Here is a 21,082-nt window from a genome sequence, read left to right on the forward strand (position 1 = left end):
GGATAAGCACAAGAGGATTAAGCCTTAAATGACCAAAAATCCTGAAAATTTGAAAAATAAAAGAGTCACCATAATGGGATTAGGATTAAATCAGGGTGGATTAGGAGTTGCCCGATTTTTAGTAAAAGCCGGTGCTAAAGTCTTAATTACTGATTTAAAAACCGAAAAAGAACTTAGATCTTCTTTAGAAAAATTAAAAAACTTTGATATTAGATATATTTTAGGCAGACATAGAGAAGAAGATTTTATTAATACAGATATGGTTATTCAAAATCCGGCCGTTTCCCATAATTCAAAGTATTTAAAAATTGCTCGAGAATATAAAATTCCTATCAAAACCGATTTGGATCTTTTCTTTCAACAATGTCCTTCTCGAAATATCATTGCCATTGCCGGAACCAAAGGAAAAAGCACGGTATCCCAACTTATCTTCCATATTTTTAAAGAAGCGCAAAAAGATACAATTTTAGCCGGAAATATCGGGATCTCCGTTTTAGATATTTTAGAAAAAATTACCCCTCAAACTTGGGTAATTTTAGAGATATCTACCTGGCAGATGGAAGGAATGAAACACCACAAATTTAAACCTCGAACCGCAGTCATCACTAATATCCTACCAGATCACTTAGATCGCTACCCTAATTATAAAGAGTATATACGGGCAGAAAAATTAATTTTCCAATACCAAAACCCAAATGATCACCTGATAGTAAATTATGATAATGAAGAAACCATTAAAATTAAAAAAGAAACTAATTTGCCGCTTTACTGGTTCAGTGCTAAAAAAAAGATAGAACCGGGTTGTTATTTTGAAAATGATGAATTAGCCTTTCAATTAGAAGGACATAAAACTGTCTTTGCTAAAATTTCCGATCTCCCTTTGCCCGGATCACATAATTTGGAAAACATCTTAGCCGCGAGTACGGTAGGATTTATTCATAATATCCCCGGAAAAATCATTCTAAAAGCCTTAAAACAATTTCCCGGGATCTCTTACCGATTAGAATTTATTGGTAGGTATAGAGGGATTAAATTTTATAATGATACCTGTGCCACTACTCCGGAAGCTACCTTAGCTGCTTTAGAGTCTTTTTCCAAGGAATATATTATTTTGATTCTTGGTGGCAAAGATAAAGAATTAAATTATAAAAACTTTGGACTAGCTATAGGGCAAAATAAAAAAATTAAAAAGATTATCCTCTTGCAACACCCTGATTACACTGCCTCTTTAAAAATATTTTCCACCTTAAAAAAACATCTCGATTCAGAAAAAATTATCCAAACAACCAACCTTAAAGTGGCGATAGAAATAGCTATACAGCAAGCTAAAGCAAATGACCTTATTATCCTTTCCCCTGCGGCAGCCAGTTTCGGGATGTTTAAAAATGAATTTGACCGGGGAGATCAATTCAACAAAATAGTAAAAAATCTCAAATAACCTATTTGTAATAATTTATTTTTTTACCCCATTAAAATAAATTTATATCCACCATGCCGAAAAGAAAGAGCATTGCTATTATTAGAGGTTGATGTATTAAGTAAATGAACAAAGAGTGTTTTCCTAAAACACAGAAAACTTTTATCCCTAAAAAGAGAGAAAGGTCAATAATTTGAAATCTTCGAGAGTAATCTGAATAGAGCACATAGCCAAAAAAAATACCGATCAAAACCACTCCAAACCAGGGTAAAAGGGGGAAATAGTCTACCGAATAAAATTGAGTTGGTCTAAATCCTAACCACGATAGCCAATAAAAATTAAAAGAAAAATTCTTTAAATATGCTCCTAAAGATAAAAAAAGAAATCCTATTAACAAGTTCCAGTAACGGAGTTTAAGAAAAGGAAATGCTAAGATAATGGAAATTCCTATTAAGTGAAGTATGCCAAAAATTACAAAAGCCTTACCCAAAAATATCCGCGTCACCAAGCTAATAATCAAACCCCAGGAAAATATCTTCAAACCCCTTCTGAGATATTTTATGAATAATTTATTGCTATCTTTATGAATTTTCTTAGTTCTGAAAAAACTAACAGAAAGTGATACACCGACTAAAAATATAAATAGTGTAGCAGTGGTACGGGCAAAGTACATCCAAAAACCGGAATAGACATTGATATTATAATGAGCAAAATAGTGCAGGTTATAAAGTAAGTGGTAAATCACCATCATTATAATGGCAATTCCCCGGAAGAAATCGATCTCCCAAAAACGTTCAATTGAATTTCTTTTCATGTTTCACCATCTATTCAAATTCATATTTTTAAATTATCTATTATTTGATCAATTCTAATGCAATTTTAATCATCTGATTAAAAGTGCTTTGTCGTTCCTCTGAAGTGGTCACTTCTGAGGTCACTAAACTATCGGAAACAGTTAAAATCGAAAGAGCATTAACTTTAAATTTTGCAGCTAAAGTATATAAAGCAGCTGTTTCCATTTCTACTGCCAATACTCCATAATTTGCCCAATGCTTCCAGGAATTGGGGTCATCATGATAGAAGGTATCAGTCGTTAAAATACTCCCTACTTTTACCGAAATACCTTTCCCAAAGGCAATATCATAAGCCTTTTTTAAAAGATCGAAATTTGCAGTAGAAGCATAATCCATACCATTAAATCGTATCTTGTTAATATTCGAATCCGTTGATGCACTCATTGCCAAAATAACATCTCTTATTTTAACTTCTGCTTGCATGGAGCCACAACTCCCGATTCGGATTAAATTTTTTACCTTATAATGGGTGATAAGTTCATTTATATATATCGATATTGAAGGTACACCCATACCTGTCCCCTGGACAGAAATTCTTTTTCCTTGATAAGTTCCGGTAAATCCGTACATACCACGTACTTCATTGTAACAGAAAACTTCCGAAAGGAATTTTTCGGCAATATATTTTGCCCTTAACGGGTCCCCGGGAAGCAAAATTGTGTCGGCGATATCTCCTTTTTTGGCTCCAACATGTATACTCATGATTATTTATCCTCCTCTTTCGATGGAATAAATTAGTTATTAGCATCAAATGACTTTTGGTTGATAATTTTCAGTAAGTTGTGGTATATACACAATACACTTGTCCTGCCAATAACTGATTAACTAATCCTTAGCGGGCAAACTTACAGATCGGGTAACTGAATTATTAATAGTTATGGAATACAATTTAGTTTACGTGATTGAATATTAATATGCATTTTTCAATATATTGTCTAAACTTTTTGCTATTCATCCTATCATGTCTGGCATCATAAGTGGCATGATTTTTGTGATAAGGAGAACTTTTGGGAAATATCACAAATGAACCCCTAAAATATCTGGAAACTAACCTTGCGCTTTTCGGTAGCAAGATTCGATTGTTATTTTTATTATACCCCAAATAACCTTTTTCCCAAATTTCTTTTTCTACATAATGACCCTGTTCCAATTCAGTTATCTTTTCTTTAATAGAAGATGGGTCAATGTCCGGGGTAATTGGCTTTAAACCAGCAGTTTCTAAACGAAAATAAGCCCAGATCGCATTATTGGGAAAATAATTGAATTCAAGTACTTTCGGTTTAATAATTCTTACCGAGTTCGGAGTAGTAAATTCAATACACCCTTTTTCTGATGATTTTTTAGCACCGGTTAAATCATGGCCTCCCCCGGCAGGGAAGAGAGTATGATTTAAATTTTCTATTTTTCCTAATTTATCAAGAATTGAAATTATACTATCGATATTCTTCCAAAGGCAATTGTTTGGGATTGCTATCGGGAATAATTCTCGAATAGTTTTTTCCCAAACAATCAAATTTTCCGTTTCAAAATCACCTCTATCTAATTTCATAATTTCTTCTCCCTTTAGATAAGATTTAGAATTCTGTCTATGTTCGCTAATAAAAAAAATTGCCACCACCCGGTCAAAGGTTGAGACAATTTTTAACACTTTCGAATATAACATAAAATAAATAGTCTGTTTTAGTTTTACCAATAGCGTAATAAAAAATACTACGGTTTTCCCTTAAATCGTGCAATGGAGCAGCCCTCTTAACTTTTAACAAATGGCGGAGAGAGAGGGATTCGAACCCTCGGAGCAGGCCTTAACCCGCTCAATTGCTTAGCAGGCAACCACCTTCGACCACTCGGTCATCTCTCCATAAAAAGTATAACATATTAATTTTTCCCAGGCAAGAGAAACCGAAAAATTTAGTATCAATACTTTCCCTTCTAACTTGCGGGAAACTTAAAAATATATTAGAATATGCAAAGTAAAAATAAAGTAGTCTTTAACAAATAGTAAATAGTCGTTAGTTTCAAATACAAAATGCAAGATAAATGAGTTAATTAGTTAGCAAGTTTAATACTAATAATGCTTTAACTAATTAACCAGCGAGCTAGGTAAATAACTAACAGATTAAAAATACATAATTAAATTAGGCAAATATAATTTCTATATTTAATCCAGGATAAAGGAGAAGTGAAAAAATGAAACCATATCAATATCAGGTAATTGTAGTTGGTGCAGGCCATGCAGGTTGCGAAGCTGCTTTTGCCGCTGCCAGAATGGGTGCAAAAACACTTCTCCTTACTTCTAATATAGATAATATTGCCCTAATGCCTTGCAATCCTTCTATTGGAGGACCCGGCAAAGGGCATGTAACCCGAGAAATAGACGCTTTAGGCGGAGAAATGGCTAAAAATGCCGATAAAGCCACTATTCATATAAGAATGTTAAATACCAGCAAAGGTCCCGCTATGTGGGCTTTAAGAGGCCAGATAGATAAAAAATTATATACTCAACAAATGATTTACGCTCTCCAAAACCAAAATAATTTAGATTTGAAACAGGAGATGGTAACAAAATTATTAGTAAACAATAGTCAGATAGAAGGAGTAATAGTTAAAAGTGGTTTGGAATTTTATTCTCCTACGATAATTTTAACTAACGGAACATTCTTAAATGGGAAAATCTATATTGGAAAAACCACTTGTTCAGCAGGAAGGGCCGGGGAACTTGCCTCAAATGATTTGGCAGAAAATCTTAAGGAGTTGGGTTTTAAAATTGGAAGATTAAATACCTGTACTCCTCCTCGAATAGATAGAAGGACGGTTGATTTTTCCAAGATGAAGGAACAGAAAAGTTCGAATATTCCCTTGTCTTTTTCTTTTGAAAATAAAGGAAAGATATATAAAGATTTTTCGGTATTTATGACCCGTACCAATCAAAAAACTCATCAGGTAATCCAAAATAATATCCAAAGGGTACCACTCTCTAATGGCACTATTCAAAGTGCAGCTACCAGGTATTGTCCCTCTATAGAAGAGAAAATAATTAGATTTCCTGAAAAAGAATCACATCAGATATTTTTAGAACCAGAGGGATATAATACTGAAGAGATATACCTACAGGGTTTCTTTACTAGTCTTCCGGCAGATGTTCAACAGGAAGCTTTATATACTATTGAAGGTTTGGAAAATAGCAAGATTATACGCTATGGATATGCTATTGAATACGATATTATATATCCAAACCAATTAAAATATTCATTAGAAACTAAAGCAATCAAAGGGCTATTTTTAGCCGGACAGGTTAATGGAACCTCAGGATATGAAGAAGCAGCTGAACAAGGATTGCTGGCAGGGATAAATGCGGTCCAGTGGTTAAACCATAGAATGCCTCTAATTTTAGATCGCTCGGAAGCCTATATTGCTGTAGAGATAGATGATTTAGTTACCAAAAGCGTGACAGAGCCATATCGTTTAAGAACCGGATTGGCGGAATATAGACTTTTATTAAGACAGGATAATGCCGACTTAAGACTTACTCCTTATGGATATAAGATGGGATTAATTTCTGAAAAAAGATATAAAAAATTTCTAAAAAAGAAAAAACTAGTTGAACACGAAAAGGAAAGATTAGAACAGGTAGTAGTTCATTTCAGCCAAGAAGTAAATGAATTACTAAATAAATTGGGTACTACCCCTCTATCAAAAGCTACTACTTTAGCTACTTTACTTACTCGACCGGAAATAAATTATCATCAAACCACATCTATCGATCCCAATAGGCCAAAATTGCCTGCCGAGATAACCGAGCAAGTCGAAATTCAAATAAAATATGCCGGGTATATTAAACGACAAGAAATTCAGGTAAAAAGATTTAAGAAGTTAGAAAATTATAAAATACCTAAAAATATTAATTATAGTAATTTACATGGTATTTCTCATGAAGGTAAGGAAAGATTTTTGGAAGTGCAACCAATTTCTTTGGGCCAGGCTAAAAGAATCCCCGGAGTAACTCCTTCGGATATCGCCGCCTTAATGATAAATATTGAAAAGATAAAAAGATCAAAAAAAATGAATAGGTAAGGCACCTATTATGTTTTGTAATGAGTAATATGCAAAAAGTAATATATTAACAACTTAAAGTTTATTTAAACTCGGAGTGAACATAGTTGAATTATTCTAAATCATCGTAGCGAATTAAAACTAAAAAATAATAGGCAGGCAACACGTCTGTCCTACTTATTAATTAATTGAAATTAGCTACTAAATTGTAAAACAGTTTAATTGGGTAGTTAACATAATTGATCAATTGGTAAATTAGCAAATTGGTTAATTAACTAATTTTTTCGCTGCTTTTAAAGTGTTCTGCATGAGCATAACATTTGTTATCGGTCCAACACCTCCGGGCACCGGAGTAATTAGAGATGCTTTATTTACAACTTCCCGAAAAGCTACGTCTCCCACTAATTTTCCTTCTACTTCATTTGTTCCTACATCTATAATTACTACTCCATCTTTTACCATATCCTCTTTAATTATCTCGGGTTTTCCTACTGCGGCAATTAGATTATCTGCCTGGCGAGTAAAGTAGCTTAAATCCTTAGTTCGAGAATGACAGATGGTAAGAGTAGCGTTGGCAAACTGCTTCTTCTGAAGAAGTATGAGAGCCATTGGTCTTCCTACAATATTACTCCTCCCCACAATGACAGTATGTTTTCCTTCTATTGTAATATTTTCTCTTTTTATTAATTCAAATACTGCATAAGGCGTGCAAGGCAAAAATAGCGGCTTACTCAAAGCCAGCCTTCCCATATTTATAGGATTAAAACAGTCTACGTCTTTAGAAGGATCTACTGCTTCCTGAATCCGCTCCTGATTTATCTGCGGGGGAAGAGGAACTTGCACTATAATCCCGCTTACTTTTTTATTCTTATTCAAACCGTTTATGAGTTTTAAAACTTCTTTTTCTGAGGTTTCGGAGGGTAGACTATGTTTTTCAAAATCGATAGAAGCCCTTTCGCAAGATTTAGTAATCATTTTTACGTAAAATAAAGATGCAGGATCTTCTCCTGCAACAATTACTGCTAATTTGGGAGTTATTTTATGCTGATTAATAAAACTTTCTACTTTTATTTTTAAAGATTCATTAATCTCCTTAGCAATTCTTCTTCCATCAATAATTATAGCCATGATAAACCTCTCTCCTTCTTTGTTTAATTTTTTATAAACATAACCACTTACTAACCAGGATTGGTTAGTTAAGGGATGAAGAATATTTGAAATTATTAATTATATTAGTATAAAAGTAATTATCCAGCAATCGGCTAACTGTAAAAGCGATGTCTATTTTTTTATAATATATCATTATTATTTTTTCAAATCAAAGTAATTCTTTATAATTATTATAATCATTCACAAAAAAAGCCTATAGTTTCCTATAGACTTTTTTCTAATTTATTAAGTTATTATCGATATTATAAAATCTTTATTTTTTCAATGATTTTTAGCCTGTCTATTTCTATCCCCTTCGTTAACTGCATTTTTAATGATATATTTCGCTTTATTTTTTTCAATATTACATGCAACGCTAATTTCGCCTACTAAGATTTTGCGAGCCCTCTCGAATAATCCCCGCTCAGTAGATGACAATTTTTCTTCAGTTCCCCGATGGGTATAGTTCTTTACTACCTGTGCTACTTTTAATATATCTCCGCTGTCCACCATTTCTGTTTGAGATCTTATCCTCTGCTTATAATTTTCATTCATTTCATCGTCTATTCTATCACTTAATACATTTAAAACATCTGGGACAGTGTCAGGGTCAATAATGCACCTTAAGCCAATTTCTTCGGCTTTATTTATTGGGACCATTAAGGTCATCTCATTTACCATCAATTTTAGAATATAATATTTTTCTTTTTGCCCCAATACTTTTTTTTCTTCTATTTTTTCAATATCTCCAACCCCAAATGAAGGGTGAGATACTTTATCACCGATTTTAAACATTTTTAGGATTTTTTAAATCCGTCTCTCACTTCCTATTCTTTCATTTTTTTGTATTATATCATTATTTTACAAAAAATACAATAAAATGTTTGGGTCGGTCTGTGTCAATACTTTGGGGGTAGTTTTCTTCGGTGAAAAAATTTCTTCTGGTTTTGGGTAGACTTACCCCTGGTTCTATTATAGCTTACTTTTTGGATAAATAAGCATAATTGTCCTTATTTTATTTAGGTTACTGCGATACATGGTGATCAACTTTCTCGTACTTTGATCTCGGGAAAAATTATTATTATAGTATCCATGGGTATAGCTTACTTCCCTTTTTTAAATTGTGACTATTCTTTTTTCTCTAATCTTCCTCTTACTACCCCACTAAAGTTTGCAATAACCATGATAAAACTTGCTTCGAGTATCGCCATAAATAAAAAAGAGCAGATTTAAAATCAAATCTGCTCTTTTTTATTTATGTTTCTCATTTTTTTCTTTTCTTGTCTTATTTTATTCGCAAGTTATGGCTTCTACCGGACACCCATCGGCAGCCTCTTTACATGATTCAATCAGATCATCCGGTACTTTGCTAACTTTTACCGTAGCTATATCATCTTTCATTTCAAATACTTCAGGGCAGGTATCTTCGCACAATCCACATCCAGTACATAAATCCTTATCGACTACAGCCTTCATTTTATATTTTCCTCCTTCTATTATAATAACCAATTTTGAAATTTATTAATTAATTAAGGTTGAATTTAATTTTTATTTTTTGTGATTATCGACCAAATATTTTTAATTATCTTAGCAGATAATTCTCCTTTTTAAAAGAAAAAATAATTATAACATAAAAAGCATACCTTAAAAAAAGATAAATTTCAAGTTTTTTAGCATTTTTTTATATCCTGTCAATCATCCTGATATTTCATATTCCATAAAATCCTCTGCTAATATAGTTACAGGAAATATGCTCTGAGCCTCGGTAAGTAAATCACTCTCTTTTATAGTTAACTTATTATTCGAGCTATATCGCGAGCTAATGTGGGTAATAATTAGCTGTTTAACTTGGGCTTCCTGAGCAACCTGGGCAGCTATTGTGGTAGTTGAATGAAAATTTCTCTTAGCCAGATCATCTTCTTGCTGGGAAAAAGTTGCTTCATGAATCAAGAGATCGGCACATTTAGCCAGGTGCAATAAATTTTTACAATAAGTCGTATCACCACTAAAGACTAGCTTCCTACCTTTTTTAACTTTGCTTAAAAAATCTTTACCCTGAAAGATTCTTCCATTTGGTAATTCAACTGCTTTACCCTCTTTCAGAGTACGATAAATTGGACCAGGAGGAATATTTAATCGACGGGCTTTTTCTATTAAAAAATGATTTCTATCCTTTTTTTCTTCGACAGAATAGGCATAAGTTCTCACATTATGATTTACTTCTGTATATCGAACTACAACCTCCTCATCTTCCCAGATTATCCCAGTTGATAAATTTGTTGGAATAATTTTTATCTCAATTTCATAAGGGATATAAGTTTTGGTTATATTGAGGGTTTCTTGCAAATATATATCGATGTCTTCGGGACCAAATACTTGAATCTTTTTTTGATTTTCTCCGCTTCTTAAACCCCGTGAAGCTAATAACCCGGGAAGTCCAAATAAATGGTCCCCGTGTAAATGAGAAATAAAAATCTTTTCCAATTTAGATAATTTCAAAGAGGTTTTTTGGATCTGCTGTTGAGTGCTTTCTCCGCAATCAAATAACCACAATTTGTTTTTATTAATAAAAACAAGCGCAATAGAAGATACATTGCGTATCGAAGTAGGTATACCTGAACCGGTACCTAAAAATAGAGCTTTCACTAGTTTTCACCCAATTCCTCGTTGTTTTTTCCGCATTCAGAAGCTTCTCCCTTTAAAATTTCTATACCGTGGGGTAATGCCTGTAAGATTATTTCTAACGATTCTCTTACTCCTTTAGGACTGCCGGGTAAATTAATAATTAAACTTTCTTTTCTAATTCCTGCCACCCCCCGGGATAATATCGCTCGATTGGTCTTTTTAAAGCTCTCACTTCTGATGATTTCACAAATCCCTGAAACCTCTTTCTCTATCACTTCTAAGGTAGCATCTGGAGTAATATCTCTTTTGCTTACACCTGTTCCTCCGGTAGTTAGAATTAAATCGAGATATAATTTATCAACTATTTTCACCAGCTCTTCTTTAATCATATCCTTTTCATCTGGAATAACTTTATAATATCTAACTTCTCCATTAATCTTTTTGACCATTTCTTCAATTACTTTTCCGCTTAGATCTTCTCTCTCTCCTTTTGACCCTTTATCACTTATGGTTAAAATTCCCACTTTAATCATTTTGAAACTACCTCAATTCCGTCACCGGCTTTTACTTTACCACCCTCTAAAACTCGAGCAAATATTCCTTCTCTTGGCATGACACAATCCCCGATCTTTTTTCTAATTTCGCAACCATGGTGGCATTCTTTTCCTATTTGGGTTACTTCCAATAACACATTTTCTCCAACTTTCAATTTCGTTCCTAGAGACAGTTGATTTAGAACAATACCTTCTACGGTGAGATTTTCAGCAAAATCCCCATATTTTATCTCAATTCCTTTTTCGTTCATCTTATTAATACTTTCTATTCCTAATAAGCTTATCTGCCGATGCCATTTTCCTGAATGAGCATCTTCTTTTAAACCAAAGTCCTTGATCAATAATCCTTCGGTTATTTTTCTTTTTACAGTTCCTTTCCTTTCACTTCGACATACAGCTACTACTCTTCCTTTTATTTTTTCCACTTTGTATTTTTTTTTCGTATTATTCATCTGTTTATTCCATCCCCTTTTTTTGGTGCTCTTAAAAAATGCCCGCTCTCGCCACCACTTTTTTCTAAGAGGTAGATCGATTGAATAATCATCCCCCTATCTACTGCTTTACACATATCATAAATGGTCAGACCGGCAGCTGCTACTGCAGTCAAAGCTTCTAGTTCCACTCCGGTTTTGCCTATAGTTTTAACTTTAGACTGAATAATAATTTTATTTTCATTCTCATTTATGGTAAAATTAAGATCTACGTTAGTAAGCAATAAAGGATGACTCATAGGAATAATCTGATAGGTTTTTTTTGCAGCCATAATGCCTGCCACTTGGGCTACTGCTAAAACATCTCCCTTAGCAAGTTTTCTATCTTTAATCATTTTTAAGGTCTCCGGCTGCATAACGACAGAACCTTCCGCAATAGCTATTCGCTGGGTATCTTCTTTGCCTCCAACATCCACCATGCGTACCCTCCCATTTTTATTGAAATGGCTTAGCTCTTTTTCTTTCATCAGTTATCCTCCAATTTTAGACATTTTGAAAAAATCTCTATTTGATAATTTTTTATTTAATTTATGGCCTTTAGGTTTTATATTTATTGCTTCTTCAATATTTTTTCTTATTATTTTAGATCTAATGATTTTATCATTAGTTTCCACATTTCTTAATGCCCGCTTAATATCAACCTCTTTATTGGAAAACAAACAAGGTCTTAGTTTGCCTTCGGAAGTTAACCTTATCCGATTACAGGTTTCACAAAAGTGCTGACTTAAAGCAGCAATAAAACCTATAGTGCCTTGACCACCTTTAATCTGACAATATTTTGCCGGACCATTATCTATGCGTGTTTTAACAGGTACAAATAAGTATTTTTCCGCTAAACTATTTTTGATTTCTAAAACTGAAATAAATTTCTCCTTATAACTATCCTTTAGATCTTCTTTAGAGGGCATAAATTCAATGAAACGTATGTTTAATGGATTGTCTAAAGTTAATTTTATAAAATCTTCTACCTCGTCATCATTAACTCCTCTGATGAGTACCGTATTAATCTTAATAGGCAATAACCCTACTTTTAAAGCAGAATCAATTCCTTTTAATACTTTCTTTAAACTTCCTCCGCCGGTAATTTTTTTATATTTTTCCTCCTGCAGAGAATCTAAACTGATATTTACACGATTTAGTCCTGCATCTTTTAATTTTTCGGCATACTCACTTAAAAAAAAGCCATTAGTGGTTAAAGATATATCTTCTAATTTTTTAATTTCTCTTAATTTCTTTATAAAATCTCCCACTCCCTTTCTAGCTAAAGGTTCACCGCCAGTAACCCTGACTTTTGTTATGCCTAAATCTACTGCTTCTTTAATGATTTCCACAATTTCTTCATATCTTAAAACTTCTTCATGGGAAATAAATTCAAATTGTTTTTCTGGCTGACAGTAAACACATCTATAGTTACAGCGATCAGTAATAGAAACTCGAAGATAAGTAATTTTCCGCCCAAAATGATCCGTTAAATGACTCATGCCTCTATCACCTTTCCGCATTGAGAAAGATCATACCCTCCTAAACTTAAAACTTTTTTTTTAAATTTTTCTGATTGAATGATCGTTAATATTTTCTGAATCTTTAATGAAGAATAATATTCTTTTGGTATAATTATATCATACCTCTCCTTTATCACTGGCACAAAATCTAAACCAAATACTTTGGCAGCAGATAAAATTCCTAAACCAGCATCCACATTTCCCTCCGCTACTGCAGACGCTACCATTAAATGGGTATACTCTTCCAGAGAATAGCCTTGAATATCCAAAGGATCAATACCTTTCTTTTTTAATAGATAATCCAATAAAACTCTGGTTCCTGATCCTTTCTGCCTATTAAGAAATTTTATATCCTTTTTTACCAAATCATCTATTCTTTCAATGTTTTTTGGATTTCCTCTTTTTACCATTATTCCTTGTTCTCGGTAGGTTAGATTCAGCACTTTTAATTCTCTCTGAGGGAGTATCTTTTTTAGATAGGGGAAATTATATTCTCCGCTCTCTGGATCCAATAGATGAGATGTAGCAAGGTGAGTTCTTTTTTGTTTTAAGGCTAATAACCCTCCCATACTGCCAACATTAAAGGAGACTAAATTATAATCGGAAAATTCTTCTTGTAATTCATTCTTTAGAATATCCAAAATTAAATCATGACTCCCGGTTACAATGATATTATTTTTTATTTTATTAAAATTTTCTAAAAGCTCAGCTCTTGTTTCTTCTCCAAAATCTACTCCTTCTTTAAGTAAAGGAATACGAATTATAGCGTCTGCTTCTAACAAAGAAGTAACGACTCCCGCTCCCCGGGAAAGAGGATAAGCCATTACTTTCCCATCTATATTTCCTAATTTTACTCTTAAGAATTCTTCATCTCCTAAATGAGACACTACTTTGTGAGCCATAATTACTTTAATCTCTTCTCGCTTTTTTATAGTCAAACCTAATTGACAGTAAATTAAAGGTTTTAAAAATTGTTCAGCGGAGATAATCGCTGAGACTGGATAGCCAGGAAGTCCGATAAAAGGGGTATTATCAATGATTCCTAAAATTGTCGGTTTCCCAGGCATAATAGCTACTCCGTGAACTATAACTTCACCTAAACTTTTAACCATCTCAGAAGCAAAATCTTTAGAGCCGGCAGAGGAACCAGCAATAACTACTACTATATCATTATGCTGATTGGCTTCTTGTATAACTTTTTTTAAATCCTGAGGAATATCTTTCACTATTTCGAATATGCTTGCCTCTCCTCCCCACTCATAAATTAAGCCTTTAATTATTTTAGAATTATATTCAATTATTTTACCAGGGCTAATTTTTTCTCCCGGTAGAATCAATTCATCACCTGTAGGAATCACTGCTACCCTAGGTTTCCTACGAACAAAAAGTTGATTGACGCCGCCTGCTAATAAAGCCCCAATATCTACCGGACGAATTTTATAATTTACAGGAATAATTAATTGGTTAGCGACAATATCTTCTCCTATATTTCGGATATGCTGCCCCGGAAAAGCGGCAGAAAATATTTTAATCTCTTTTTCTTCTGATTCTACAAGTTTCCCAGACGCAATTTTACCTATTACATTAATATCTTCAATTTTTATAACTGCGTCAAAACCTCGAGGTATAGAATTACCAGTATTTATAAAACGAAAACCTTGATTAATCTTTAAAATAATGGGAGAAGATTCTGAAGCTTCATAAGTATCACTTGCTCTGACTACTACTCCATCCATAGCTGCCGCCTGACAACAAGGAGAAGATATCTTAGCAAAAATTGACTCCGTAGTAATCCGACCCAAAGAATCTTCAGTAGAAACCAATTCCCCTTTTAAAGGATAAGCAATTTTATATTTTAATAGAGTATTATAAAATTTTTCCTGTGCTTCCTTCAAACTTAGCTTACTCAAATAAATATTTCTTTTCAAATCAACTTTTCCTCCTCCGATTAGTCGCTATGATGCCATATTCAACATTAAAATAATTTAACCATAACTTTACTGCCCTCTTCTAATCCTTCAATATTTAATCCAATCTTTATTAGACCTGAAGCCCGAACCATGGTAGAAATTAAACCTGATTTTCCCAGAATAGGTTCAGCATAATATTTTTTACCTTTTTTATATAAGAATACTCTAATATAATCTTCTCTTCCTGAATCAGAAACTATATTACTAGTTAATTCTGCTCCTATTTCTTTACTATAATTATTACTAAATTCTCCTCCTTGTAACCAACTAATTAAAGGCCGCACAAAAAGATCGAAGATAATCATCGCTGAGACCGGATGACCAGGCAATCCAAATATCGGTCTGTTGTCAGCTATGGCAAGTATCATGGGTTTCCCTGGTTTTACTGATACTCCGTGAATCAATACACCGGGTTTCCCTAATCTATTAAGCACTTCTAGAGTAACATCTCTTATTCCCACTGAACTCCCGCCGGAAATAATTACTGCTTCTATCTTATCTTCTTCAATAATCTTTTTAACCTCCTGCTCCAATAAAATAGCTTCATCTTTAATTATCCCTTTATAAACAGGAAGCCCACCTGATTCTTCAATACAAACCCCAAGAGTGTAAGAATTTATATCTCTTATTTGCCCTATCCGAGGTTCACCTTCCGCTGGAATTATTTCATTGCCCGTGGAAATAATAGCAATTTTTGGTTTTTTATAGATTTTGATACTTGTTTTCCCTATTCCCGCTAAAACTCCTATATCCTGCGAACGTAACCTCTGTCCTTTTCTTAATATAGTTTCTCCTTTTTTTAGATCCTCATCCTCTCGAACCACATTTTCCCAGGGAGAGATTGACTTCCTTATTTCAACGGTATTATTATCAATCTGTTCAGTATATTCTAACATCATCACTGCATTTACTCCTTCAGGGAGCATACCTCCGGTAGATATTTTTACCGCCTCTCCAGGGGAGGACTTAAATTCAGGTTTTATACCCATCTTTATTTCTCCGATAATCTTCAAATAGGAAGGCAAATTATCAGTTGCTCCAAAAGAATCTTCTGCTCTAATAGCATAACCATCCATGGTAGAACGATTAAAACCAGGCAGATTAGCAGGTGCGACTATCTCTTCCGCCAAAAACCTATGCAAGGCTGTTTTAATATCCACTTCTTCTATGTTTTTCTGGATTATATCCTTTAAATTTAAATGATCTTTTAGTAACATTTTGACCTCTTGAGGGGTACGAACTTTAAATAAGGGCTTTACCATTTTCGATGTTTATCTCCTAATTGTTTACAAATTGTTTTACAAATATCTTGTTTTTAAAATTAAAATAATCTTACTGCTGAAGCTTTAAAGGTTAAATAAACTTCGCTTCCTAGAGTGAAATTCATCTTAAAAAATGATTCTCTGGTAATAATCACTACCAAGGGGATAGAAATATCTATTTCTAATTTAACCAAATGATTTTGCTCAATAATCTTTATTATTTTACCTAAAAAGGAATTTCTGGCACTGGATTGAAACTGTTCATAAGATAATATGATATCTCTTGGGTCAATAGAAATATGTGCCGGTCCAACTTTTTCAGTTACTACCGCAAATTTAATATTTTCTCCAATATTGAACCATTTTGAACTATCTTCTTCTACTATTTCTCCCCAAAGAAGGTTGTCCTGAACTTGTTTAATTATTTTACCATCCAAAAGGGAAATCACCTTATCAGCTAAACGATAGGCTTGGGAAAGATCGTGAGTAGTAAATATTACGGTAGTTTTAATCTCTTTCTGTACTCTTTTAATAATTCTTTCTACTATATCTATGTATTTTTGATCAATATTGGCAGTAGGTTCATCTAAAAAAAGAATTTCCGGTTCTATTACTAAGGCTCTAGCAATGACCACTCGTTGAGCTTCTCCACCAGATAATTGATCAACTCTTCTTTTTTCAAAATTGGAAAGCCCAACCATTTCCAAAGCATTTTTTACTCTTATTAGCTGTTCTGTAGAAGAAATAGCTCTTATTTTTAATCCATAGGCAATATTATCATAGACGGTGGAATGAAACAAGAAAGGATCTTGATTTACTAAAGTCATTCTCCTTCGAATTCCTAATATATCAACATTTGATTTATTGGAAATTTCTTGACCATTTAAAAATATCTGACCTTTGTTAGGTCTCTCTAATAAGTTTAAAATATTAAGTAAGGTGGTCTTCCCTGATCCGTTTGGACCGACGATAGCATAAATTTTTCTTTTTTGAAAATTTAAACTTTCTATATCTAATATAGTTCTACCATTATAAATTTTTTTTACATTCTTAATTTTAAGTATGGGTTCGTTCATTGATTAATTTCCCACTTTCTTGCTCTGAAAATAATGTAGTAAGATATTTATACTAAAAGCAATGGTTAATAAAATAATACCCAAGGCTATCCCAAAGCCAAACTCGCCTTTAGAAGTTTCAAGGGCTATAGCGGTAGTCATCGTTCTAGTGCTTCCTTTAATGTTGCCTCCTAACATCATGGCTGCTCCCACTTCGGCGATTACCCTCCCGAATCCAGTAATTATTGCTGCCAAAACTGCATAGCGCGCTTCTTTAATTACCATCCAGGCAGATTGGGATTCCGTTGCTCCCAGAGTTAATGTGGTACTTCTAACTCTTTTATCGATTCCCTGTATTGCAGAATGAGTAAGAGCAATGATGATGGGTGTAGCCAATATGAACTGTCCAATAATCATAGCCGAAGGGGTAAACAATAAGCCAAAAACTCCTAATGGTCCTTTTCGGGAGATTAAGGAATAAATAATGAGTCCGACTACTACCGTTGGTAGAGCTAATAAAGTATTTGTTGTAGCTATAATAAAATTTTTTCCCCAGAAATTTTTTACTGCCATTAAAAATCCTAAATAGACGCCCAACAATGAGGAGAGAAAAATTGCAGTTAAAGATACCTTCAATGAAAGTAAGACGATAATAAATATCTCTTTATCTAAAGTAAGTATTAATTGGAAAGCTTTTTCTATTCCTTCGATAACAAAACCCAAAATATCCCCTCCATATAAAAATTCGCCAATTGACCTATTCCCCAATTTGGCAATTTGCTAACTGACCAATTCACTGATTCACAAATTTACTTATTAACCATCTAGTAGATTAACTAATTAGTAAGTTTTTTTGGTCTACCAGTCTGTCGGTCACTATACCTATTATTTAAATTAGTCTTTAGTTAATAGGGAAACAAAGAATTGTGCCCCTATTATTTTGTTTATCTTTTGTTTGCTTTTAGCACGATACATCGCGCTCCTATTTCTGGATTCTGATTTTCTTCACGCGATAAGCGATACGCAATACGATATACTAATGACTATTTAATTGCTACGGGATAAAAAAGTATTTCTCCGTCAATTTCGTATTCTCTAATAATTTTTTGTCCTTCTATAGAAGTAACCCAGGCTATGAACTGCATGGCTTCCATATACTTCACATGAGGATACCGGTCAGGATTGATAGCTATTACTCCATAAGGATTAAAAAGTAGTGGATCTCCTTCACTAAGAATAACTAACCCTACCTTATTTTTATAGGCAATAAAGGTTGCTCTATCACAAAGAACATAGGCTTGTTTTTCATCGGCAATTTGTAAGGTTGCACCCATTCCTTGACCTGCTTCCATGTACCACGTTCCCTCGGGTACAATGTTGGTAATTTTCCATAAACCTTTTTCTTTTTGATCGGTACCAGAATTATCTCCTCGAGATATAAAAAAAGCTTTTCGAATAGATATCTTGGTTAAGGCAGAAACTGCACTTTTTTCCTCTTTAATTTTTGCCGGGTCGTTAGATGGTCCAAGTATAATAAAATCATTATACATGACATCTCTGCGATTTACTCCGTATCCAGCTTCAATAAATTTATCTTCCGCTTCTCGAGCGTGTACAAATAATACATCTGCATCTCCATTCTCTGCCAATTTCATAGCTGCGCCTGTTCCAACAGCAATAACATCTACTTTTATACTATATTTCTCCTCAAAAGGCGGAAGTAACCTTGCTAGTAAACCTGAATTTTCTGTGCTGGTAGTTGTAGCCATCTTCAAGTGAATTGGCTCAGCAAAAACCATACCTATTAATAATAAACTAATACTTAATATTAATATTATTTGAAAAATAATATTTTTTTTCATTTTTCTGAGATACTCCTTTTTTACTAATTTCATTTTTTAATTTTAATTAGAAATGTAACAAAAAAACCAACACTATGTTCGGTGTTGGTTATATAAATTCAACCCATCATATTAATCCTCCTTTCCAAACACGGGAGGAATAAGAGTTTCCTCTTATTCCCTATCGGCTGATCCACCATCGTTTTCACTTTAGGTGAGGCAGCTCAGAGAGTATTTTTTTATAAAAGAACGGTAAGTAGCAAATGGTATTTTAACATATTATAATATTTTTTCTTTATTTAAGCAAGCATAAACTCCTATCTCGTGGTAAGTATTTAATTGGCAAGGTAGTTATTTAGTAAATCTTTAAGATAGCAAAAAAACAAATTAGTATTTCCAAAAAGGGATTTATTGTTTTATAATTTTTTGACATTGTGGACAGATAAATGAGCTTCTACCTTCTATCCTTACTACTTCTATCGCACATCCGCACTTTGCGCAAGGTTCTCCTTTTTGAGCATAAACCTGTAATTTTTTTGCGTATTTTCCTTTTTCGCCATCTGTATCTCGATAGGCTTCGTCAGCTACTGTACACCCCCGAAGCATAATCGCTTCTCCCAAAACCAATTTAATCTGTTGGTACAAATTTCCAACTTCCTTTTTGGTAAGAGAAGAAATTAATCGTAAAGGATGAATATTCGATCTATATAATACTTCATTGGCATAAATATTGCCTAACCCAGTGATAGATTCTTGTTTCATCAAAAAAGATTTTACCTTACTGTTTTTCTTTTCGTTTAATATTTTAATAAAAATTTCTTCGGTAAAACAATCCTCTAAAGGTTCAACCCCTAATTTAGCTATACTTTCTATATTGTTAATATTGGGAACTAAAAATATTTTTCCGAATCTTCTCACATCATTAAAAACTAACTGGGTTTCATCTGTAAAGGTAAAAATAATATGATTATGTTTGGATTTAATTTCTTTTTCGGTAATTTGAGCAGTGTAAGGATAGATTAACATTCCGGTCATCCCCAGGTGAATTACTAATTTATCTTCTGAGCTTAAACAAATAATGATATATTTTCCCCGGCGATCTACTTTCTTAATCTTTTTGTTCTTTATTTTATTAATAAATTCTTCTAAAGACGGTTTTTTTATTATTTTACTAGTATTTATTATGACATCTTTTATTTGTTTATTTTTAATTTTTTGTTGAAGGTCTGTCCTGATAGTCTCTACTTCGGGTAATTCAGGCATAATTATCACCTCGTTACATATTGACTAATTGACCAATTCGCCAATTAAATATTAGTGAGTGAATAGCTTCTAGTAAACTAAAAATTCAAAGCTAAAAGTAAAAAACCATAATTATTATTTAAGAAGTCAGAAGAACATACAACCAAAATATGCTCTTATAACTTAAAACAATTCTGAATTCTGGATTCCGGCTCCTGACTTCTATTTTCTTGACTCGATACTATATGCTTAATACTGTTTTCTTAACCAGCTATCTTATCACATATCGCAAATTATTGGTCATTGATTAATGTTATCTATTATTTTAGTTACTTCTCCTAAATTGTGAATAATTAACTTTCCCTTTTTTGTCTTGCTGCGATCTAAATATATAACATTCATTCCAGCTTTCCGAGCAGCTAGATAATCAAATTCCCAATGATCACCTATGTGTAATATCTGTTCAGGGCATAAATTTAGGATTTTGGATATTTTTGAATATATTTCCGCATTTTTCAATTTTTTAAAATCGGATAAAGCAGAAAAGCTGAATTTAAAATATTTTTCCAGCTTTTTTATTTTAGGCTTTAAAAATTCACGAGGCATTGCAGTAGTAATAACAAGTATAAATTTATTCCTTAATTTTTCCAAAAGAGGGATTACTTCGGGAAATATATTTATTTTGGATTCATACTTTTCCAATATTTTTTCAGGGGAGACTTTTATTCCAAAATAGGTAATCCAATAACTAATATCATACCAATTTAAATTATACTCACCGAGTTTAGTATATTCATCAGTTACATATTTTACACTTTGTTCGAAATTTATCTTCTTTTTCTTAGCTACTAGTTCAGGTATTTCTTTAAACCATATTAGATCATTATATCCTGAATCAACTAATGTACCGTCTACGTCAAACGAAATGATCTTAAGTTTATGCTCCAATTCCCCTCTTCTCCCCTCTACCCTTACTCAACACCTATCATTCCTTACTATCTCTTAAATTATACCCTAAAACAAAGAAAATAAAAATAAAAAATCCCGGCAGTGTCCTACTCTCCCACAGA

At 33.0% G+C, this 21,082-nt stretch carries 20 protein-coding genes, 1 tRNA gene and 1 riboswitch; of the genes, 2 read left to right on the top strand and 19 right to left on the bottom strand.

Annotation, left to right across the window (positions count from 1 at the left end):
* Positions 1–28: 28 nt before the first annotated feature.
* Positions 29–1,438, top strand: coding sequence for a UDP-N-acetylmuramoyl-L-alanine--D-glutamate ligase (gene murD / locus ENO17_00015; GenBank protein ID HER23442.1), 1,410 nt, complete (start codon positions 29–31; stop codon positions 1,436–1,438).
* Positions 1,439–1,469: 31 nt separating this feature from the next.
* Here the strand turns inward: murD and ENO17_00020 are convergent, their stop codons facing one another.
* The 4 genes from ENO17_00020 to ENO17_00035 form a co-directional block, all read right to left on the bottom strand.
* The gene (locus ENO17_00020) at positions 1,470–2,231 is read right to left on the bottom strand and encodes a DUF1624 domain-containing protein (GenBank protein ID HER23443.1); all 762 of its coding nucleotides are present in this window, start codon (positions 2,229–2,231) and stop codon (positions 1,470–1,472) included.
* A 40-nt stretch (positions 2,232–2,271) separates the two neighbouring features.
* Positions 2,272–2,973 (bottom strand): purine-nucleoside phosphorylase, encoded by a 702-nt coding sequence (gene deoD / locus ENO17_00025; protein ID HER23444.1) that lies wholly within the window; start codon positions 2,971–2,973, stop codon positions 2,272–2,274.
* Positions 2,974–3,160: 187 nt separating this feature from the next.
* Entirely contained in the window at positions 3,161–3,820 is a 660-nt protein-coding gene (locus ENO17_00030) for a serine/threonine protein kinase (protein HER23445.1), read from the bottom strand.
* A gap of 215 nt (positions 3,821–4,035) precedes the next feature.
* Positions 4,036–4,129, bottom strand: a tRNA-Ser gene (locus ENO17_00035).
* A gap of 329 nt (positions 4,130–4,458) precedes the next feature.
* Here ENO17_00035 and mnmG point away from each other — a divergent pair.
* Positions 4,459–6,342, top strand: coding sequence for a tRNA uridine-5-carboxymethylaminomethyl(34) synthesis enzyme MnmG (mnmG, locus tag ENO17_00040; GenBank protein HER23446.1), 1,884 nt, complete (start codon positions 4,459–4,461; stop codon positions 6,340–6,342).
* A 246-nt stretch (positions 6,343–6,588) separates the two neighbouring features.
* On the opposite strand, the gene ENO17_00045 is transcribed toward mnmG, so the two are convergent.
* The 15 genes from ENO17_00045 to ENO17_00115 all read right to left on the bottom strand — a co-directional run bounded on the left by ENO17_00045 (position 6,589) and on the right by ENO17_00115 (position 20,960).
* Entirely contained in the window at positions 6,589–7,449 is an 861-nt protein-coding gene (locus tag ENO17_00045) for a bifunctional 5,10-methylene-tetrahydrofolate dehydrogenase/5,10-methylene-tetrahydrofolate cyclohydrolase (protein HER23447.1), read from the bottom strand.
* Between the two features lie 303 nt (positions 7,450–7,752).
* Positions 7,753–8,265, bottom strand: a complete 513-nt coding sequence (locus ENO17_00050) for a CarD family transcriptional regulator (protein HER23448.1) — start codon at positions 8,263–8,265, stop codon at positions 7,753–7,755.
* A 495-nt stretch (positions 8,266–8,760) separates the two neighbouring features.
* Positions 8,761–8,946 carry a ferredoxin gene (locus ENO17_00055; GenBank protein ID HER23449.1) on the bottom strand — a complete coding sequence of 62 codons (186 nt, stop codon included), beginning with the start codon at positions 8,944–8,946 and terminating at the stop codon, positions 8,761–8,763.
* A 219-nt stretch (positions 8,947–9,165) separates the two neighbouring features.
* Entirely contained in the window at positions 9,166–10,116 is a 951-nt protein-coding gene (gene rnz / locus ENO17_00060; GenBank protein ID HER23450.1) for a ribonuclease Z, read from the bottom strand.
* Complete coding sequence (locus ENO17_00065; protein ID HER23451.1) at positions 10,116–10,628, bottom strand: molybdopterin adenylyltransferase; 513 nt, start codon at positions 10,626–10,628, stop codon at positions 10,116–10,118. The genes rnz and ENO17_00065 overlap by 1 nt, the downstream gene beginning before the upstream one ends.
* Positions 10,625–11,101, bottom strand: a complete 477-nt coding sequence (locus ENO17_00070; protein ID HER23452.1) for an MOSC domain-containing protein — start codon at positions 11,099–11,101, stop codon at positions 10,625–10,627. Before ENO17_00070 ends, ENO17_00065 begins: the two co-directional genes overlap by 4 nt.
* A complete protein-coding gene (gene moaC, locus ENO17_00075) occupies positions 11,098–11,607 on the bottom strand; it encodes a cyclic pyranopterin monophosphate synthase MoaC (protein HER23453.1) in 510 nt (169 codons plus the stop codon). Before moaC ends, ENO17_00070 begins: the two co-directional genes overlap by 4 nt.
* Positions 11,608–11,610: 3 nt before the next feature.
* Positions 11,611–12,621: a GTP 3',8-cyclase MoaA gene (gene moaA / locus ENO17_00080; GenBank protein HER23454.1), complete on the bottom strand. Its 1,011-nt coding sequence runs from the start codon at positions 12,619–12,621 to the stop codon at positions 11,611–11,613.
* Positions 12,618–14,570: a molybdopterin biosynthesis protein gene (locus tag ENO17_00085; GenBank protein HER23455.1), complete on the bottom strand. Its 1,953-nt coding sequence runs from the start codon at positions 14,568–14,570 to the stop codon at positions 12,618–12,620. The genes moaA and ENO17_00085 overlap by 4 nt, the downstream gene beginning before the upstream one ends.
* Before the next feature lie 47 nt (positions 14,571–14,617).
* Positions 14,618–15,874 (bottom strand): molybdopterin molybdenumtransferase MoeA, encoded by a 1,257-nt coding sequence (locus ENO17_00090; GenBank protein ID HER23456.1) that lies wholly within the window; start codon positions 15,872–15,874, stop codon positions 14,618–14,620.
* Between the two features lie 59 nt (positions 15,875–15,933).
* Positions 15,934–16,950: an ATP-binding cassette domain-containing protein gene (locus tag ENO17_00095; protein ID HER23457.1), complete on the bottom strand. Its 1,017-nt coding sequence runs from the start codon at positions 16,948–16,950 to the stop codon at positions 15,934–15,936.
* Between the two features lie 3 nt (positions 16,951–16,953).
* Positions 16,954–17,652, bottom strand: coding sequence for an ABC transporter permease subunit (locus ENO17_00100; protein ID HER23458.1), 699 nt, complete (start codon positions 17,650–17,652; stop codon positions 16,954–16,956).
* A 320-nt stretch (positions 17,653–17,972) separates the two neighbouring features.
* A complete protein-coding gene (locus ENO17_00105; GenBank protein HER23459.1) occupies positions 17,973–18,791 on the bottom strand; it encodes a tungsten ABC transporter substrate-binding protein in 819 nt (272 codons plus the stop codon).
* 101 nt (positions 18,792–18,892) lie between these two features.
* A riboswitch (molybdenum cofactor riboswitch) is annotated at positions 18,893–19,012 on the bottom strand.
* Positions 19,013–19,178: 166 nt separating this feature from the next.
* A complete protein-coding gene (gene mutM / locus ENO17_00110; GenBank protein ID HER23460.1) occupies positions 19,179–20,033 on the bottom strand; it encodes a DNA-formamidopyrimidine glycosylase in 855 nt (284 codons plus the stop codon).
* A gap of 279 nt (positions 20,034–20,312) precedes the next feature.
* Positions 20,313–20,960: an HAD family hydrolase gene (locus ENO17_00115; protein HER23461.1), complete on the bottom strand. Its 648-nt coding sequence runs from the start codon at positions 20,958–20,960 to the stop codon at positions 20,313–20,315.
* Positions 20,961–21,082 lie beyond the last annotated feature (122 nt).

The sequence above is a fragment of the Candidatus Atribacteria bacterium genome (assembly GCA_011056645.1).
GTDB classification, from domain to species: Bacteria; Atribacterota; Phoenicimicrobiia; order Phoenicimicrobiales; family Phoenicimicrobiaceae; genus Sediminicultor; species Sediminicultor quartus.